Source organism: Anaeromyxobacter oryzae (assembly GCF_023169945.1).
GTDB classification, from domain to species: domain Bacteria; phylum Myxococcota; class Myxococcia; order Myxococcales; family Anaeromyxobacteraceae; genus Anaeromyxobacter; species Anaeromyxobacter oryzae.
In genome coordinates, this window is record NZ_AP025591.1 from 2,405,741 (window position 1) to 2,421,868 (window position 16,128).

The following is a 16,128-nucleotide window of genomic DNA, read 5'->3' on the forward strand; positions in this document are numbered from 1 at the left end:
CGCACGCGCGGCCGGGCGGCATCGCCCGGCGGGGACGGGACGCGGTGCCGGTTGGGGAGCCGCCGCGGCGGACCCGGGCGCTACGCGGTGAGGACGTCGAACAGCCGCCGGGAGTCGTTCTCCTCCTGGAGGCTCGCGCCGCCGCGCCGCGCCCGCGCCTGGAACTCGGGGTAGCGGTCGATCACGGCTCGCACCGCGCCGTGGAGCGTCTCGGGCGTGGTGTCGTCCACGACGACCCCGGCGCCGAAGCGGTCCACGATCCGCGCCGTCCAGGTCCCCCGCACCGCCACGATCGGGCACCCGCGCGAGAGCGCGTCCAGGGTCACGCCGCTCACGCGGTTCGCGAACTCCCGGACGTCGTAGGGCTGCAGGCAGATCCCGCCCGCGAAGAGCGCGCCGTACCGCTCGGCGGGCAGCGTCTCGGGGAGGAGCGTGAGCGCCGGGTACGGAAGCGCGCGGAGCCGCTCGAGCTCGGCGCGCGTCGCGTGATCGTGCCGGTCGTGCTGCTCCGACGAGCTCTGCACGACGACGGGGACGGCGGCGTCGCTGCGCGCGAGGTGCTCGACGAGATCGACGACGCTCCGGAAGCCCTTGTCCTGGCGAGCGGCGCCGGCGAAGAGGACGTGCGCGAAGGGCACGGGAGCGCCGGCGCGGTCCGGCGCCGCCGGCGTGATGGGGTACGGGACGACCTGCGCGCGCTGGAACCCGCAGGCGCGGAGCCGGTCGACGATGTCCTCCGTCGGCCCGAGCACGACGAGCTCCGGCCGGCGGCGCGCGATCCGCGCGAGCGTCCGGCGCCGCGCGGCGGTGTCGCGGTACCAGTGCACGTAGAGGAAGACCTTCGCCGGCGGGATCTCGAGCCCCCGCGCCGCCAGATCGAGCAGGACGAAGTCGACGCGTCCGGCGGTCGCGACGAAGATCCGCCCGGGCGCCCGGAGCAGGCGGCGCATGAGGAGCAGCGCCTGCACCCGCCGGAGCCGCCGATGGAAGTGCGGCTCGACGCGGACCTCGGAGGGGAGCGACGACAGGCGCGCGCCGCGGCCGACCCACAGCGTCACCGGATGGCCGCGGGCCGCCGCGCAGAGGCTCTCCGTGAAGCTGCGGCAGTGGCCGGCCTCGTCGACCAGGGTCGGCTCGAGGATGTGCAGCGGGTCGGGCAACGACGGCTCCGGGACGGGCGCAGGAAGGGCGGGACTCTACCACGCGCCGCGAGGGCGCCGGCCGCTCGGCCGCCCGCCGGGGGACACGCGGAGGTCACCTTCCACGCGGGGCGTGGCTTTGCTAGGTTCCGGCTTCGATGCTCGTCTCCTCTGCGCTCCGCGCGCCCGGCCGTCCGGCGTTCCGCGGCGCCGCGCTCGCCTGGGCGCTCCTCCACGTCCCGCTGTTCCTGGCGCTCTACGCGCCGTCGATCGCGTCCGCGGTGCACGCCGCGCCGCCGCGCTACCACCTCGCGCTGTGGCCGACCTTCCTCCCGCAGGCGCTCCTGCTCGGGCTGGTCGCGTTCCTCGTCGCGCTCCCGTTCTCGCTGTGGCCCCGGACCTACCGCTTCGTGGCGCCGGCGCTCTCGGGCCTCGCGACGGTCGCCCTCGCGCTCGACAGCCAGGTGTACCGGGCGGTCGGCTTCCACCTGAACGGCTTCTTCTTCCGGGTGCTGCTGCAGCCCCGGGCGCTCCAGGAGACCGGCATCTCGTTCCGCGACGTGGCGGTGTTCCTGGCGCTCGGCGCCGGGTTCGTCGTCCTCGACACGCTCGTCGGCGCCTGGTTCGTCGGCCGCGGCGCGCGGCCGGGGCGCCGCGCGTGGCGCCTCGCGGCCGCCGTGCTCCTCCTGGCGGGCGCGGAGCGGGTGTACGGCCAGTTCCTCACCCACTTCGGCGGCCCGGCGATCTTCGCCGCGTCGGGGGTGCTCCCGCTGCAGCCGCCCATCCGGATGGGATCCATCGCCGACGCGATCTTCGGCAAGCAGACGAAGGATCCGTTCGCGGGCGCGGACGCCATGCGGCTCCCGGCGGGCATCGACGCGCGGGAGATCCACCTCGAGCGGAAGCCGGACGTCGTGTTCATCGCGGTGGAGTCCACGCCGCACGACCACCTCGACGCGCGGACGATGCCGAACGTCTGGCGGCGCGCGGAGGACGGGGCCCGCTTCACGAACCACTACTCCACCGCCAGCGCGACCCACTACGCGATCTTCTCGCTCTTCTACGGCATCCAGGCCCAGAAGCTCGAGGCGACGGTCGGCGCCGGCCGCCGCCCGATGCTGTTCCCGGCGTTCAAGGCGAACGGCTACGACGTGCACATGCTCGCGGCGTCGTGCGTCGACTGGATGGACCTCAAGCAGACGGTCTTCGGCGGCGTCGGCGACGCGCTCGAGTCCTGGTGCGACGTGCCGCAGGGGCTCGTCCGCGACCGCGAGATGGTGAAGCGCGCCCAGGAGATCGCCGCGGCGACGCCGAAGGACGAGCCGCTCTTCCTCTTCGTCTTCTTCGTCGGGCCCCACTTCGACTATCCGTACGAGCCCGAGGACCGCGTCTTCGAGCCGGAGTGGGACGGGAGCGGCGGCGTGAAGGCGACCACCGTCCCCGGGCCCCTCATCAAGAACCGGGCGCGGAACTCGCTCCACACGGTGGACCGCCGGATCGAGCAGCTCCTCTCGTCCGTCGAGAGCAGCCGCGGGCGGGCGCCGCTCGTGTTCTTCACCGCCGACCACGGCGAGGAGTTCCGGGAGAAGGGGCACATCGCGCACGGCTCCGACGTGAACGAGGAGCAGATCCACGTCCCCGCGGCCATCTTCGGCCCGGGCGTGCCGCGCGGCGTCTTCGACTCCCCGACCTCGCACGTCGACGCCGCGCCGACGCTGTTCGCGCTCCTCGGCGACCACCACCCGCCCGCGCTGTACTCGGACGGCATGAACATGTTCGACGCGCAGCCCGATCGGTTCGTCGTCGCGACCGTCGGCTGGGAGCCCCGGTACGCGGTGATCGGCAAGGACCTGAAGGTCCGGATGTACGCCGGCCTCGGCACCGCGGAGATCACCGATCCCTCGGACCGGCCGCTCCCGGACGGACCCGAGCGGCTCGCGGCGAACGCCGGCAAGATCATGCGCGCCCTCCGCGGCGACCCGCAGTCGCCCGTCACGACCACGGCGCGAGCGGCCCGGATGCCGCCCGCGCTCGCCGCCCCCGCGCCCTAGAGCGCATCCCGAGGCGCGCGGCCCCCTGTCGCGCGGCCCCGTACCGCGCCACCCGTATGGCGGGCCCCGGCGCTGGCGCGTGACGCCCGCTCCGCGCTAGCCTTCTCGTTCTCGCTCCGAGCGCGCACGGGGTGAGGAGGGGGGAGCGCGCGTGTTCTCGTCGGGGACCTTCGCCTGGGCCGTCGGCTTCGCGCCGTCGCTCGTCAACCACGTCCTCCTCGGGCACGTGCTGCTCTGGGTCGTGGTCGCGCTGCTCGTGGCGCGCGTCCGCTCCGACCGCCGCCGGCTCGAGGCGCAGCGCGAGGAAGCGCAGCGAGCCCTCGCGCGCGCCGAGGACAGCGAGCGCCGGTTCCGGCTCCTTGCGGAGGACGCGCCGGACGTCGTGTACCGGTACCGACTGGATCCGCCCGGTCTGGAGTACGTGAGCCCGGCGACGACCAAGGTGCTGGGCATCACGCCCGAGGAACACTACGCCGACCCCGGCCTCCTCAGGCGGATTGTCCTTCCGGAGGACCTCCCGCGGATGGAGGCGGCGCTCCGGGCGCCATGCGAGGCGCCGCTGACGCTGCGCTGGCGTCGCCGCGACGGCGCCGTGATCTGTGCCGAGCACCGGAACGTCCTCATCCGCGACGAGCGCGGCGTGCCCATCGCCGTCGAGGGGATCGCGCGCGACGTCACCGAGCGCGTCCGCGTCGAGGCCGAGCGGGAGCGGCTCGTGTCCGAGCGCGAGGACCTGCTCCGCGCCGTGTCGCACGACTTCCGCACGCCGCTCCAGGCCGTGCTGCTCCGCGCGGAGGCGCTCGCCCGCAACCCGGGCGATCCCGAGAAGACGACCCGCACCGCGCGCGCGATCGTCGAGAGCGCGCGCCGGATGACCGCCGCGCTGCAGGACGTCCTGCACCTCGCCCGGCTCACGCCGGACGGCCTGAAGCCGCAGCCCGAGCCGATCCCGCTCGCCCCGTTCGTGCAGGACCTCGCCCAGCGCGTCTTCGCGGACCAGGGCGGCGCGCGCCTCGCGATCTCGCTCGAGCCGGACGCGGCGGTCCGCGCCGATCCCGCCCACCTCGAGCGGATCCTCACGAACCTCATCGGGAACGCGCTCAAGTACTCCGACGCGCCCTCCCCGGTGCGGATCGCGAGCGAGGCCGCCGGCGCGGAGCGCATCGTGGTCGTCGCCGACGAGGGGCCCGGGATCCCGGCGGAGGACCTGCCGCGCCTGTTCGAGCGGTACTTCCGCGGCACGCGGCCCTCCCGCCGCCAGGGCACCGGGCTCGGGCTCTACGTCACGCGGATCCTGACCGAGGCGCAGGGCGGAGCGGTGACGGTGGAGAGCGCCCCCGGGCACGGAGCCGTGTTCCGCGTCCGGCTGCCCGCAGCGTGAGCGGGCCGGCCGGAGCGCCGGCGATCGGCTAGACGCGCGCGGACGGGGCGGCGGCTCGCGCCGCCACGAAGCGCGCGGTCATGTGGTCCATCGTCCGGATGTGCTGGACGAACCACGCCGGCACCACCTCGAACAGGTACGACCAGAGCCGCGCCGGATCCCCGCCCTCCCGGAACCGCCGCGCCTCCTGGTCCATCTCGGCGAGCACGCGGTCGTGCTCCGCCTTGTGGATCGGGTACGCGGGGAACGCGGTCTCGCGCATCACCTGCTCCTCGCGGAGGAAGTGCTCGCGGGTGTGGACGGCGAGCAGCGCGAGGCGCTCGAGCACCGGCTGCGCCGCGCCGCCCTTGCGATGGGCGTCGAGCGCCACCCCGAGGTCCTCGAGCAGCCGGACCTCCTCCGCGTGGTCCGAGTTCATGAACGCGAGCGGCAGCTCGGGGATCTGGGACGGGTCGATGTACGGCATCCGGCGCCTCCGAGCGGGTCGGGCGAGGAAAGGCGGGCTCAACGTAATTCCGGGCCGGCCGGCGCGCATCCGGGCTTCGCCCCTTCGTGCCGACCCCCGGGGCATTCCTGCCGGCGACCTGCCTCGGGTCGCGCTCACCCCAGGGCAGGCACCCGCGTCGCCGCACGCAACACCGCGAATTCACGTCATGCGGCTCCGTGAGACGCGGGGCCGCACCCGGCACGGGGGTTGTAGTAAGGAGTTCCCCGCAGCCGGGAACCCGAGGTCGCCCGAGATGAGCTCCACCGCCGCCGCGCTCCGTTCGCCCGAGACAGCCGTCCCCCAGATCTACGTGCAGCCTGGACAGGTCCACGTGTTCGCCGCGCCGACAGAGGCGGTCGCGATCCTCGGCTCGTGCGTGGCGGTCTGCCTCTGGGATCCGTATGCCGGCCTCGCCGGCATGAACCACTTCATGCTGCCGAACCTGGGCAGCGGCGTCGGCGCCGAGTCCTGCCGCCACGGCACGCTCGCGATGCGGACGCTGCACGAGCGGCTGCTCGCGGCGGGCGCGCTCGCGCACCGCCTTCGCGCCCGCGTCTACGGCGGGGCGACGATCGGGATCGCGGTCGGCGATCCCGAGAACCACCTCGGGACCCGCAACGCGCGCCTCGCCGTCCGCGCCCTCGAGGAGAAGGCGATCCCGATCGTGGGGCGGGACGTGGGAGGCGCGAAGAGCAGGAAGCTCGTGTTCCTCGCGACGGGCGAGGCGCAGGTCTCGAGCGTCGGCTGAGGCGCCGGGGAGCCTGCGGCAGCCCCCTCACCCTGGCCCTCTCCCCCGGTGGGGGAGAGGGAAGGTCAGCCCGTGGGAACGAGCGGCGAGGCGCGTCTCGGGACGCCTACTTCGCCTGGATCCAGCCGTCCGCGGTGAGCAGCTCGGCGGTGAGGACGGCGCCGCCGGCCGCGCCGCGCACGGTGTTGTGCGAGAGCGCGACGAAGCGGTAGTCGAAGAGCGCGTCGGGACGGAGCCGGCCGATGGTCACCGCCTGCCCGTTGCCGGCGTCGCGATCGAGCCGCGTCTGCGGCCGGGAGTCCTCCTCGAAGTACGTGAGGAACGGCTTCGGCGCGGAGGGCAGGCCCAGCTTCTGCGGCTTCCCGCTGAAGCTCTTCCACAGCTCGAGGACGTCCTCGCGGGACGGCTTCCGCTCGAACTGGACGAACACGGCGGCCATGTGGCCGTCGGAGACCGGGACGCGGAGGCACTGCGCGGTGATCACCGGATCCTGGGCGGCGACGATCTTCCCGCCCTCGAGCCGGCCCCAGATCTTCATGGGCTCCTTCTCCGACTTCTCCTCCTCGCCCTTGATGAACGGGATGACGTTGTCGACCATCTCCGGCCAGGACTCGAAGGTCTTCCCCGCGCCGGAGATCGCCTGATAGGTGCAGACGGCGATCTTCTTCGGCCCGAACTTCATGAGCGGGTGGATGGCCGGGACGTAGCTCTGGAGCGAGCAGTTCGGCTTCACGGCGATGAACCCGCGCTTCGCGCCGAGCCGCTTCCGCTGCGCCTCGATGACCTGGGCGTGGTCGGGGTTGATCTCGGGAATCATCATCGGCACGTCGGGCGTGCCGCGGTGCGCGGAGTTGTTGGAGACGACGGGGGTCTCGCGCTTGGCGTAGTCCTCCTCGAGCTTCGCCGTCTCCTCCTTCGTCATGTCGACGGCGCAGAACACGAAGTCCACCGCGTCGGAGATCGCGGCGACGTCGGACGCGTTCTTCACCGTGAGCCCGGCGGTGCCGGCCGGGATCTGCGACTTGAGGGCCCAGCGCCCCTTCACCGCGTCGGCGTACTTCTGGCCGGCGGAGTTGGCGCTCGCCGCGACGAGCGTCACCTCGAACCAGGGGTGGTTCTCGAGGAGAGCGACGAACCGCTGGCCGACCATGCCGGTCGCGCCGAGCACGCCGACCTTGAGCTTCTTCTGCGACATCCGGGGGCCTCCGGGAACGGGAAGGGGTGGGAGTGTAACACGCACCGGGCGTCGTCTCTGCCCGGCGCGCCTTCAGTAAAAGACCTCTTCCAGGCACAACCCCTGCGGGGGAGCCGTCGGGCCGGCGCGCGTCCGGTCGCCCGAGGCGACGAGCGCCGGCAGCGCCGACGCCGCGCGCTTCGCCAGGCCGACCTCGACGAGCGTCCCGACGATGTTCCGGACCATGTGCTTCACGAAGGCGGTCGCCTCGATGACGACCTCGATCCGCGCGCCAGGCTCGCCGAGCACGTCGAGCCGGCGCACCTCCCGGACGGCGTGATCGCAGGCGCAGTCCGAGGCCTGGAACGCCGCGAAGTCGTGGCGGCCGACGAGGTGCCGGGCGCCCTCCTGCATCGCCTGGACGTCGAGCCGGTGGAAGAGCTGCCAGGCGGCGAGCCGGGTGAGCGGCGCCCGCGTCGGGCCGTTCTCGATGACGTACCGGTACCGCTTCCCGCGGGCGCTCCGGCGCGCGTCGAAGCCGTCCGGCTCCACGCTCGCCGCGCGCACCGCGACGTCCGGCGGGAGGAGGGCGTTCATGCCCATCACGTAGGCCTTCACGGGGAGCGGATGCTCCTCGCGGAACGACACGACCTGCCCGCGCGCGTGCACGCCCGCGTCGGTGCGGCCCGCAGCGGTCACCCGGCGCGCGACCTTGTGCAGCGTCCCGAGCGCCCGCTCGATCTCCGCCTGCACGGATGGGCCGTTCGGCTGGACCTGCCACCCGACGTAGCGGGTGCCGTCGTACTCGACGATGAGCTTCACCACCGGCACGTGCGCACCGTAGCACGGACGAACCGGCGCGCCCCGCGCGTTCCCCACCGCATGCGCGCCCTCCCGATGCTCCTCGCCGCCGGCCTCGCCTGCGGCGGCGGCGGCGGACACCCCGCCCCCACCGGTCCGGCTCCGTCCGAGCCGTCGCCCACGCCGTCCGAGCCGTCGCCTGCGCCCGCCGATCCGGCGCCGGCGCCGCCGACGACCGGGCAGCCGCCCGCGCCGCCTCCCGGCGCTCCGGGGTGGGCCGTCGCCGCCGAGGAGCACTTCGACGCCGCCCTCCCCGCCGCGACGCTCACGTCCGCGCCGACGCCCGACGACGGGCCCTTTGGCGACGCCGGCGTCTTCTTCCAGCGCAAGGGCGTGACGCCGGCCGCGGCCTACCGCGCCACGGTGCCGTTCTCGACGGGGAGCTGGCTCACCATCGAGTCGTACACGCTCCGGCCCGGCGCGCCGCTTTCGCGCTTCGCGGACGTCGCCGTCGATCCGGCCGATCCGTCGAACCACGTGCTGCGGATCCGCTCTCCGGAGCACACCGACGCGACCGTCGTCCGCCCGAGCGCGGCCCTGCCGGCCCGGTACCGCGTCTCGCTCCGCGTCGGGTTCGCGTCGTTCGGCGACGGGAAGGCGGGCCTGAACGGCTACACCGGCGGCGAGAAGGCGGGGCCGTGGTGGCCGGCCGACGACGCCACGGGCCAGAACGGCTTCTACTGGCTGTCGATCCTCGACCACGTTCCCCGGCCGCACAACAACACCTGGATCCACCACCACCGCAAGGTCGTGATCGACTCCGACAACAACTACCCGCCCTGGCTCGAGCTCTGGAACGGGCAGGACTTCGTGTGGAACGCCGAGCACCCCGTCACGATGATCGCGCTCGACGGCAGCCGCCCCGGCGACGAGAAGACCGGCCCGCCCTTCTTCACGTACTCGGCGGGCGCCTGGCAGCCGTCCGGCGCGATCCGGGCGGTGGACGCGTACCTCGCCGACACGTGGTACCGCGTCACCATCGAGCGCGACGGGCCGAAGTACACGCTCACCGTCTCCGGGAAGTTCCGCTTCGGCGGCGAGCGGACGTACACGGCGACGATCGACGCGGCGGCCCACTGCGTCTTCCACTACCCGGCGACGCCCGAGGAGGCGGCCGGCGCGAAGGGCTGCGAGGACGCCGGGACCTTCGACTCGATCGCGCCGGGGAATCCGCGCTGGGAGGCGGGCGGCGTCTGGCCGGAGTGGTTCGTGTTCGGGGATCCGCACGAGAACTACTATGAGGGCGAGGTCTACTACGACGACGTGGTGCTGGAGACGTGGAGGAGCTGAGGCGATTCACCGGCGGTGACGACCCCGTCACCGTGCCCGTGACCGTTGCCGTGCCCGCCCCCGTGACCGTGGCCCGCCTCCCGTGGCCCGTCGCCCGTGAGCCGTGCCCGCCCACCCGTGACCGGCCCCGAGCCGGATATGGGACGGGAACGGGCCAGGGCCGACGGGCCACGGGACGCGGGTAGCGGGCACGGAGAGGCCCGGGCACGTGTACGGGCACGGCCACGGGCACGTTCCGCGCCATCGAGGGCGCTTCGGCGCCCCGCGCGGTGCGCTAGCCTTCCGCGGGTGACCCCCCGCGCCTCCCGCCTCGTCCCCCTCGCCTTCGCGGCGCTCGCGCTCCTCCTCCACGCGCTCTGCTGGGACCGCTACGGCATCTTCCGCGACGAGCTCTACTTCATGGCGTGCGGCGACCGGCTGTCCGCTGGGTACGTCGACCAGCCGCCCGGGATCGCGGTCGTCGCCCGCGCGGCGACGGCGCTCTTCGGGACGTGGGTGCCGGGGCTGCGGCTCCTGCCGTGGCTCGCGGGGGCGGGGACCGTCTGGCTCGCCGGGCGGCTCGCGCTGCGGCTCGGCGCGACCGCCGCCGGCGCCGCGCTCGCCTGCGTCCTCGTGATCGGCGCGCCGGCCCTGCTCGCCCTCGACCACCTCCTCACGATGAACGTCTTCGAGACGCTCCTCGTGACGGCGCTCGTCGTGGTCCTCGTCCGCCTCGTCCAGGGCGAGGACTCTCGGCTCTGGGTCGCCGCGGGCGGGCTCGCCGGGCTCGCCGTCCTCTTCAAGTACACGGCCGCGCTCGCGACCCTCGCACTCCTCGCCGGAATGGTCGCGACCCCGGCCCGGCGAGCGCTCCGGACGCGGTGGGTGCTCGCGGGCGCCGCGGTCGGGCTCGTGGCGGTGCTGCCGAACTTCGCGTGGCAGGCGGCGCACGGGTTCCCGTTCCTCGAGCTCGTGCGGAACGGGCTGCTGCACAAGAACGCGCCGTTCACGCTCGCGAGCTTCCTCCTGGGACTCCTGAAGATGACGAACCCGCTCCTCGCGCCCGTGTGGATCGCGGGGCTCGCGTGGGCTCTCGCCGCGCGGCGGGCGGCGCCGGCCCGCTTCCTCGGGATCGGCGCGCTCCTCTTCTTCGCGATGCTCCTCGCGTCCCACGGGAAGGACTACTACACGCGGCCGGTCCTCCCGGCGCTGGCCGCCGTCGCCGGCGCCGCGGCCGTCCCGCTGCTCCGGCGCCGGATGCTCGCGGTCGCCGTGCCCGCCGCGGTCCTCCTCCTCGGCCTCGTCCCGGCGCCCCTCGCGATCCCCATCCTCCCGGAGCCCGCGCTCGTCCGGTACCAGGCGGCGCTCGGGGAGAAGCCGCAGCGCATGGAGCGGATGGCGTACGGCGTCCTCCCGCAGCACTTCGCGGACATGCACGGCTGGCGGGAGCTCGCCGGCGCGATCTCGAACGTGTACCGGGCGCTGCCGCCGGCGGAGCGCGCGACCGCCGCGGTCTACGGCGCGAACTACGGCGAGGCGGGCGCGATCGACGCGTACCGGCGGAGCCTGGACCTGCCGCCCGCGATCTCCGGGCAGAACCAGTACTGGCTCTGGGGCGTGCCCGCCGGGCGGGGCGATCCCCTCCTCGTGATCGGCGACGAGGACGAGGACTGCGGGGGGTTCTACCGGGAGAAGGTGCGCGCGGCGAGCCTCCCGCCCTCGCCGTGGGTGATGCCGTACGAGGACGCGCGGGTCGTGTGGATCTGCCGCGGCGCGCGCGGCCCGGTCTCCGCCATCTGGCCCCGGCTGAAGCGGTTCATCTGACGCTTCCCGACCCCGCGGAGCCCGGCGGCTCGCCCTTCGACTCCGCGCCCGCCACCGGACGCATGCAAACGCGAGAGCGGGCGCTACGCTCAGGGCGAACGGATTTCCCGGTCGGCCAGAGCGTCAGGCACTGAGCCACACCATGTCCCCGGTCGCCCTGAGCGTCACGCTCTGAGCCACACCATGTCCCCGGTCGCCCTGAGCGTAGGCGCGCGAAGCGCGCCGGAGTCGAAGGGCGCTCACAGGCTCGACCCCACGCAGAACGCGTCGCCCGCGTGGACGACGTTGTTCGACTGGTCGCACTCGCCGACGACGCCATTCCCGCTCGCGTCGCGGTCGAGCTCGACGACGACCCCGGTCGGCTGGCGCGGCGGGGCGTCGATCCGGAGCGTCACGTCCTCGGAGCGGCCGGGCAGGATCGTCGTCTTCGTGAGGACGGTCCCGTAGAGGGCGCCGCCGGGATCGGCGCGGAACGTGACCGGGATGCCCTCCGCGGCGGGCACCGCGCCCCGGTTCCACACCCGCACCGTCACCGAGAGCGTCCTGGGGCACGCGCTCGTGTCGACGACGACGTCCCCCGCCTCGGCGGCGAGATCCGGCGCCGAGTAGTTCGGGTCGCCCACCGGGTTCTTCCGGAACGCGTTCAGCCCCGCCATCTGCCAGAAGTTCGGAATCGGCCAGGGCAGCTTCCCGTCGTCCTCGACGTTCGTGACGCTGTACGCGTGCTGGTTCCACATCGGCCGCGTGCCGACCCAGCGATCGTTCAGGTCCTTGTAGACGGTGATGCCCTTCATGCCGGAGTCGTACTGGTTCCCCCACGGACACTGGTATGCGCAGACGGAGTTCGTCGCGACCACGATCTCGGCGCGCCCGTCGCGGTTCACGTCGGCGATGACCGGGTTCTCCTGCGTGGTGCAGCTCGGGTTCACCGCCTCGAACAGCGAGTCGCCGGTGTGGCCGTCGTAGATGTGCGTGTAGCACTCGTCGCCGTAGACGACCTGCGAGTGCCCGTCGTTCATGAAGTCGAACACCGAGCTGCCGGTCACCTCGGAGTGGTCCTGCGTCGGCCGCGACCAGAGGATGGGGTTCTTCGCGAACGGCTTGAAGACGGTGTACGCGAGCTTCGCGGCGACGCCGATCTCGAGCTTGCCGTCGCCGTCGAAGTCCGCGATGGTCGGCGGGCCGCCGCCGCCGCCCGGGATCGCGATCGGCCCCCAGATCAGGTTCCCCTGCCAGTCGTGCATCCGCACCTGGCCCACGCCGACCACCACGATCTCCGGGTGGGAGTCGCCGGTGAAGTCGGCGATCGCCACGAGCCCGTCGTCCCACAGCGAGCCGTCCTTCTGTTTCGCGGGCCAGCCCGGCTTCGGGTTGCAGCTCGCGTCGTACACCGTGTTCCCGGCGACGATCTCGGGCTTGCCGTCGAGGTCCACGTCCGCGACGACGGAGATCGGGCCCATGAAGTTCTGCCCCTCGCCGAACTTGCCCTGGCAGAGGACGTTCCCGTCCGCGTCGAGCACGGTCGCGCCGACGATCACGTTGCCGCGCGGCCCGCCGGTGAGGTTCGCCATCGTCGGCGCGCCCCAGCGGATCCGCGGGCCGATGGTCTCCCAGAGGAACCGGCCCTGATCGTCGAACGCCACGACGCCGTCCTTCGTGGGATCGAACCCGGAGAAGCGCCCCGTCACGAACACCATGTGGCCGTCGCCGTGGAGATCGCCCGCAGCGATCCCGGTGAGCCCGTTCACGAGGTGGGAGGGATCGCTCGTCCACAGGTCGGCGCCGTCGTCGCCGCGGACGGCGCGCATCACGCCCGGCACCTCCTCGGCCGCGCCGAGATCGCCGCGGATGCTGTTGAACACCACCGCGGGCGGCGTGAAGAGATCGCCGGCGGTCGGCGGCGAGATCGGGACGACCACGGGCGTCATGAGGACGTCGCGGTAGTCCGGCATGACCTTCGAGCCGGTCCACTGCCACGCCACGCGCGGCGCGAACGGCCCCTTCTCGGGCACGAAGCGGCAGGTCGGATCGTAGCTCGTGCAGGAGCCCGCCTTGCAGGTCTGGCCTGCCGCGCACGATCCGGAGTCGGTGCACGCATTCCCCCGGCACACGCCGGGCTCCGCGCACGTCTGGTCGGCGGCGCAGCAGGTGCTGCCGCACTCCTGCGAGCCGGCCGCGCAGAGCGGCGCGACGCAGGTGCCCCCCTGCCGGACCTGCCCCGAGGGACAGTCCTTCTTCGAGCTGCCCGGGCACCCCGCGAGCAGCACCGCCGCCGCGAGGACGGAGTACCGGTCGAGCCGCATTCGCGTCCCCCCCGTGCGCCCGACCGAGGGCGCGCGCGGTCCTCCGTGCACCGCCCGCGCCAGCGCGCCGCCAGCGCGATCCGCCGGGGCGCGGGGAACCGTGTTTCACATCGGGAGAAGCCGTCTTCGCACGGCTGGGCCCGGGCGCCCCCGCCGGCGCCCTTCCGGGCTTCCCGCCGCGAGCCGTCAGCCCGGGCGGGCGGCCTCCTCCGGCCGGGTCGGCTTCCGTTGACCCAGCGACGGCGACCGCGCTATATCGCGCTTCAACTTTCTTTGAACGGTCTCCGCCGGAGGTCCTCGCATGGCGAAGGAGCAGGCCATCCTCGCGCAGCTCGACGCCAGCGCCCAGCGCGGCGTCCGTCCCGAGCGCGCCCAGGCCGCCCTCGCCGACGTCCCGGCCCTCCCCGAGACCCTGCTCGAGCTCGAGACCCAGCTCACGCGCGCGACGGTCGACGCGGAGGAGAAGCTCCGCGCCGCCGCGCGCCACCTCGTGTCGGCGGGCGGCAAGCGCATCCGCCCGATGGTGTCGCTCCTCGCCTGCGGCGCGTGCGGTGGCGAGATGCGCGCCGCGGTGCCGTACGCAGTCGCCGCGGAGCTGACGCACTCGGCGACGCTCCTCCACGACGACGTCATCGACGATGGCCCGCTGCGCCGCGGGATGCCGGCGTCGCGCGTCATCTGGGGCAACGCGGTCTCGGTCCTCTCCGGCGACTGGCTCCTCACCCGCGCCCTCGAGATCGTCTCCGCCGAGCCTGCCCGCTCGGCGGCGCTCCCGACGCTGCTCGCGACCATGCGCCGGCTCGTCGAGGGCGAGGTCCTCCAGCTGTCGCTCCGCGGCTCGTTCTCGGCCACGGAGAAGGACTACATGGACGTCGTGATCGGGAAGACCGCGTCGCTCTTCGGCTGGGCGTCCGCCGCGGGCGCGTGGGCCGCCGGCGAGACCGGCCGGATCCCCGAGGCCCTCGTCCGCTTCGGCGAGGGCATCGGCATCGCATTCCAGCTCGTCGACGACGCCCTCGACTACGCGGCGGATCCGGACCTCCTCGGGAAGCGGCTCGGCACCGACCTCATCGAGGGGAAGGCGACGCTCCCGCTCATCCGCGCCTGCGAGGCCGACCCCGCGCTCCGCGCGCGCCTCTCCGCCGTGGTGGACGGAACCGTCGACCCCGAGTCCATGGCGGGCGAGGTGATCGACGCGGTGAAGAAGGTGGGCGGCGTCGACGCCGCGCGCGCCCTGGCCCGCGCGCACACCCGCGAGGCGATGGAGGCGCTCGAGGAGGTTCCCGACGGCGCGCACCGCCGCGCGCTCCGCGAGGCGGCGGTCTCGCTGACCGAGCGGGCGTTCTGACGTAGCCCGCGTCACCGAATCTCCGACGGATACGCGCGGGCACACCGTGCCCGCGAGGGTGCCTCGCGCCCGTGGCCCGTTCCCCCGCGCACCATTCACCATCAGCGGACGAGCCCCCTCAGCCACGGCCCGGACGCACCGCGGGCCGGCGCGAGGGATCGCCTCGCCCGGCCCGCGTGCCCTTCTCCGCGATCCTCCCTAGAAGCTCACGTCCGCCATGCTCGACGGCACGGGGTCCGGCACCGCCGGCGCGCCCGGCTCGGGCGTCTCGCTCTGCACGCCCGCCTGCGGATCCTCCGGCGGGTTCTGCTCGTCCACGCCGAGGTCCGTGCCCGGGATGCACGCCGACGGGGAGCCGACGTCGAAGCCGGCGGGCGCGTTCGGGACGCGCACGCAGACCCCGGCGGTGCAGCCGAACAGCGCGCGGAACACCTCGTGCTCGACCGCGTCGTAGCAGGACACGCCGAGCAGGAAGTCGATGCCGTAAGAGGGCACGTCCCCGCCGGCGACGGCCACGACCGCGCGGCCGCCGACGCCCGGGATCCACCCGGCGCGGCTGAGGAGCAGCTCGTTCCCGGCGTCCGTCCCGGCCGCGGCCGGTCCGACGAACTCGTTCACCGTGGCGAGGCGGACGCGCGTGACGCCCGCGGCGGTCCGGTGACCGACGATCGCCGCCGCCGGGATGGGCGGGGTCTGCGTGCGGTCCGGCGTGAAGTCGCGGAGCGCGTACGCGAGCGACTTCGCCCCGCCGACGTGGCCGAAGCCGACGAGGAGCTTGCCCTCGCCGTTCCAGATCGGCGCCGCGCCGGCCGGGTTCAGCGCGTAGAGGTGGTCGAGGTCGATGCCGAGCGTCCCGCGGCCGCGGTGCGGAAGGTCGCCCGGGCCGCGGCGCATCGCGCCGGCGGCGACGACCACGTAGGCGTCGTCGCCGGCGCCGAGGGGCTTGCCGTCCAGCTTCCACCGGAAGGCGCCTTCGGCGACCTGCTGCACGGTGAGCCGGAACGTCGCGACGGGACCGGGGGTGGGCACGTCGACCGGGCCGAACACCCGCACGTCCGCCGAGGCCACCGTCGGGGTCGTCTTCGCGAGGGCCTCGACCGGCGCGATCACGGCGCGGACGTAGCCGTTCAGGCCCGCCACGGCCGCGTGGATGTTGCAGAGGTACTGGTACGGCTCGCAGGCCGCGGAGGCCGCGGCGGTGGCGAGCCCGGGGTCGGCGGTCGCCGCGGACGTGGCGGACGCCGTGACGCCCTCGCCGGTCCCGCTCGTCTCGAGCGTGAGGCCGGCGACGTCCGGGGTCGCGGCGGCGAAGGGATCGGTGGAGCCGTTCCCGCCGCACGCGGCGAGCGCGGCGACGGCGGCGATCAGGGAGAGTGCGGGGCGCAGCTTGGTCATGGTGTCGCTCCTGTCCAGCGATGGCGCGTCTCACCTTCCAGACACCGCGGGCCGCCCTTCGTGGAAAGTCACGCCCGGACGTCGCTGTGCGCGCCGCTCCCACCCCGCCCCCGGCTGGCGACGCCGCGGGCGATCGCGGACAATGCTC

At 74.0% G+C, this 16,128-nt stretch carries 12 protein-coding genes; 6 read left to right on the top strand and 6 right to left on the bottom strand.

Going from position 1 to position 16,128, the window contains the following annotated elements; all coding sequences use genetic code 11:
* Window positions 1-80: 80 nt before the first annotated feature.
* The gene (locus AMOR_RS10480) at window positions 81-1,160 is read right to left on the bottom strand and encodes a glycosyltransferase family protein (RefSeq protein ID WP_248360770.1); all 1,080 of its coding nucleotides are present in this window, start codon (window positions 1,158-1,160) and stop codon (window positions 81-83) included.
* A gap of 137 nt (window positions 1,161-1,297) precedes the next feature.
* Here AMOR_RS10480 and AMOR_RS10485 point away from each other — a divergent pair, with 137 nt between their 5' ends.
* Entirely contained in the window at window positions 1,298-3,190 is a 1,893-nt protein-coding gene (locus AMOR_RS10485; RefSeq protein WP_248360772.1) for a sulfatase-like hydrolase/transferase, read from the top strand.
* Window positions 3,191-3,341: 151 nt separating this feature from the next.
* On the top strand, window positions 3,342-4,571 hold the full coding sequence (locus tag AMOR_RS10490) for a PAS domain-containing sensor histidine kinase (RefSeq protein ID WP_248360774.1): 1,230 nt from the start codon (window positions 3,342-3,344) through the stop codon (window positions 4,569-4,571).
* 28 nt (window positions 4,572-4,599) lie between these two features.
* Here the strand turns inward: AMOR_RS10490 and AMOR_RS10495 are convergent, their stop codons facing one another.
* Complete coding sequence (locus AMOR_RS10495) at window positions 4,600-5,037, bottom strand: hemerythrin family protein (RefSeq protein ID WP_248360776.1); 438 nt, start codon at window positions 5,035-5,037, stop codon at window positions 4,600-4,602.
* A 274-nt stretch (window positions 5,038-5,311) separates the two neighbouring features.
* Between AMOR_RS10495 and AMOR_RS10500 the strand changes: the two genes are divergently transcribed.
* Window positions 5,312-5,806 carry a chemotaxis protein CheD gene (locus AMOR_RS10500; protein WP_248360778.1) on the top strand — a complete coding sequence of 165 codons (495 nt, stop codon included), beginning with the start codon at window positions 5,312-5,314 and terminating at the stop codon, window positions 5,804-5,806.
* Window positions 5,807-5,912: 106 nt separating this feature from the next.
* On the opposite strand, the gene asd is transcribed toward AMOR_RS10500, so the two are convergent.
* Window positions 5,913-7,001 carry an aspartate-semialdehyde dehydrogenase gene (asd, locus tag AMOR_RS10505; protein WP_248360780.1) on the bottom strand — a complete coding sequence of 363 codons (1,089 nt, stop codon included), beginning with the start codon at window positions 6,999-7,001 and terminating at the stop codon, window positions 5,913-5,915.
* A 72-nt stretch (window positions 7,002-7,073) separates the two neighbouring features.
* Window positions 7,074-7,811, bottom strand: coding sequence for a tRNA pseudouridine(38-40) synthase TruA (gene truA / locus AMOR_RS10510; RefSeq protein WP_248360782.1), 738 nt, complete (start codon window positions 7,809-7,811; stop codon window positions 7,074-7,076).
* A 51-nt stretch (window positions 7,812-7,862) separates the two neighbouring features.
* Between truA and AMOR_RS10515 the strand changes: the two genes are divergently transcribed.
* The gene (locus tag AMOR_RS10515) at window positions 7,863-9,131 is read left to right on the top strand and encodes a hypothetical protein (protein WP_248360784.1); all 1,269 of its coding nucleotides are present in this window, start codon (window positions 7,863-7,865) and stop codon (window positions 9,129-9,131) included.
* Window positions 9,132-9,419: 288 nt separating this feature from the next.
* The gene (locus AMOR_RS10520; RefSeq protein WP_248360786.1) at window positions 9,420-10,934 is read left to right on the top strand and encodes an ArnT family glycosyltransferase; all 1,515 of its coding nucleotides are present in this window, start codon (window positions 9,420-9,422) and stop codon (window positions 10,932-10,934) included.
* A gap of 239 nt (window positions 10,935-11,173) precedes the next feature.
* On the opposite strand, the gene AMOR_RS10525 is transcribed toward AMOR_RS10520, so the two are convergent.
* Window positions 11,174-13,237 carry an FG-GAP-like repeat-containing protein gene (locus AMOR_RS10525; protein ID WP_248360788.1) on the bottom strand — a complete coding sequence of 688 codons (2,064 nt, stop codon included), beginning with the start codon at window positions 13,235-13,237 and terminating at the stop codon, window positions 11,174-11,176.
* A gap of 301 nt (window positions 13,238-13,538) precedes the next feature.
* Here AMOR_RS10525 and AMOR_RS10530 point away from each other — a divergent pair, with 301 nt between their 5' ends.
* A complete protein-coding gene (locus AMOR_RS10530) occupies window positions 13,539-14,585 on the top strand; it encodes a polyprenyl synthetase family protein (protein ID WP_248360790.1) in 1,047 nt (348 codons plus the stop codon).
* Between the two features lie 198 nt (window positions 14,586-14,783).
* Here the strand turns inward: AMOR_RS10530 and AMOR_RS10535 are convergent, their stop codons facing one another.
* Window positions 14,784-15,980, bottom strand: coding sequence for a hypothetical protein (locus AMOR_RS10535; protein ID WP_248360792.1), 1,197 nt, complete (start codon window positions 15,978-15,980; stop codon window positions 14,784-14,786).
* Window positions 15,981-16,128 lie beyond the last annotated feature (148 nt).

What these genes read in the sequence shown, in the direction of transcription:
- AMOR_RS10515 (WP_248360784.1), top strand. Translation starts at nt 7,863, where the DNA reads ATGCGCGCCCTCCCGATGCTCCTCGCCGCCGGCCTCGCCTGCGGCGGC.
- AMOR_RS10495 (WP_248360776.1), bottom strand. Translation starts at nt 5,037, where the DNA reads ATGCCGTACATCGACCCGTCCCAGATCCCCGAGCTGCCGCTCGCGTTC.
- AMOR_RS10500 (WP_248360778.1), top strand. Translation starts at nt 5,312, where the DNA reads ATGAGCTCCACCGCCGCCGCGCTCCGTTCGCCCGAGACAGCCGTCCCC.
- asd (WP_248360780.1), bottom strand. Translation starts at nt 7,001, where the DNA reads ATGTCGCAGAAGAAGCTCAAGGTCGGCGTGCTCGGCGCGACCGGCATG.
- AMOR_RS10535 (WP_248360792.1), bottom strand. Translation starts at nt 15,980, where the DNA reads ATGACCAAGCTGCGCCCCGCACTCTCCCTGATCGCCGCCGTCGCCGCG.
- AMOR_RS10525 (WP_248360788.1), bottom strand. Translation starts at nt 13,237, where the DNA reads ATGCGGCTCGACCGGTACTCCGTCCTCGCGGCGGCGGTGCTGCTCGCG.
- AMOR_RS10485 (WP_248360772.1), top strand. Translation starts at nt 1,298, where the DNA reads ATGCTCGTCTCCTCTGCGCTCCGCGCGCCCGGCCGTCCGGCGTTCCGC.
- AMOR_RS10530 (WP_248360790.1), top strand. Translation starts at nt 13,539, where the DNA reads ATGGCGAAGGAGCAGGCCATCCTCGCGCAGCTCGACGCCAGCGCCCAG.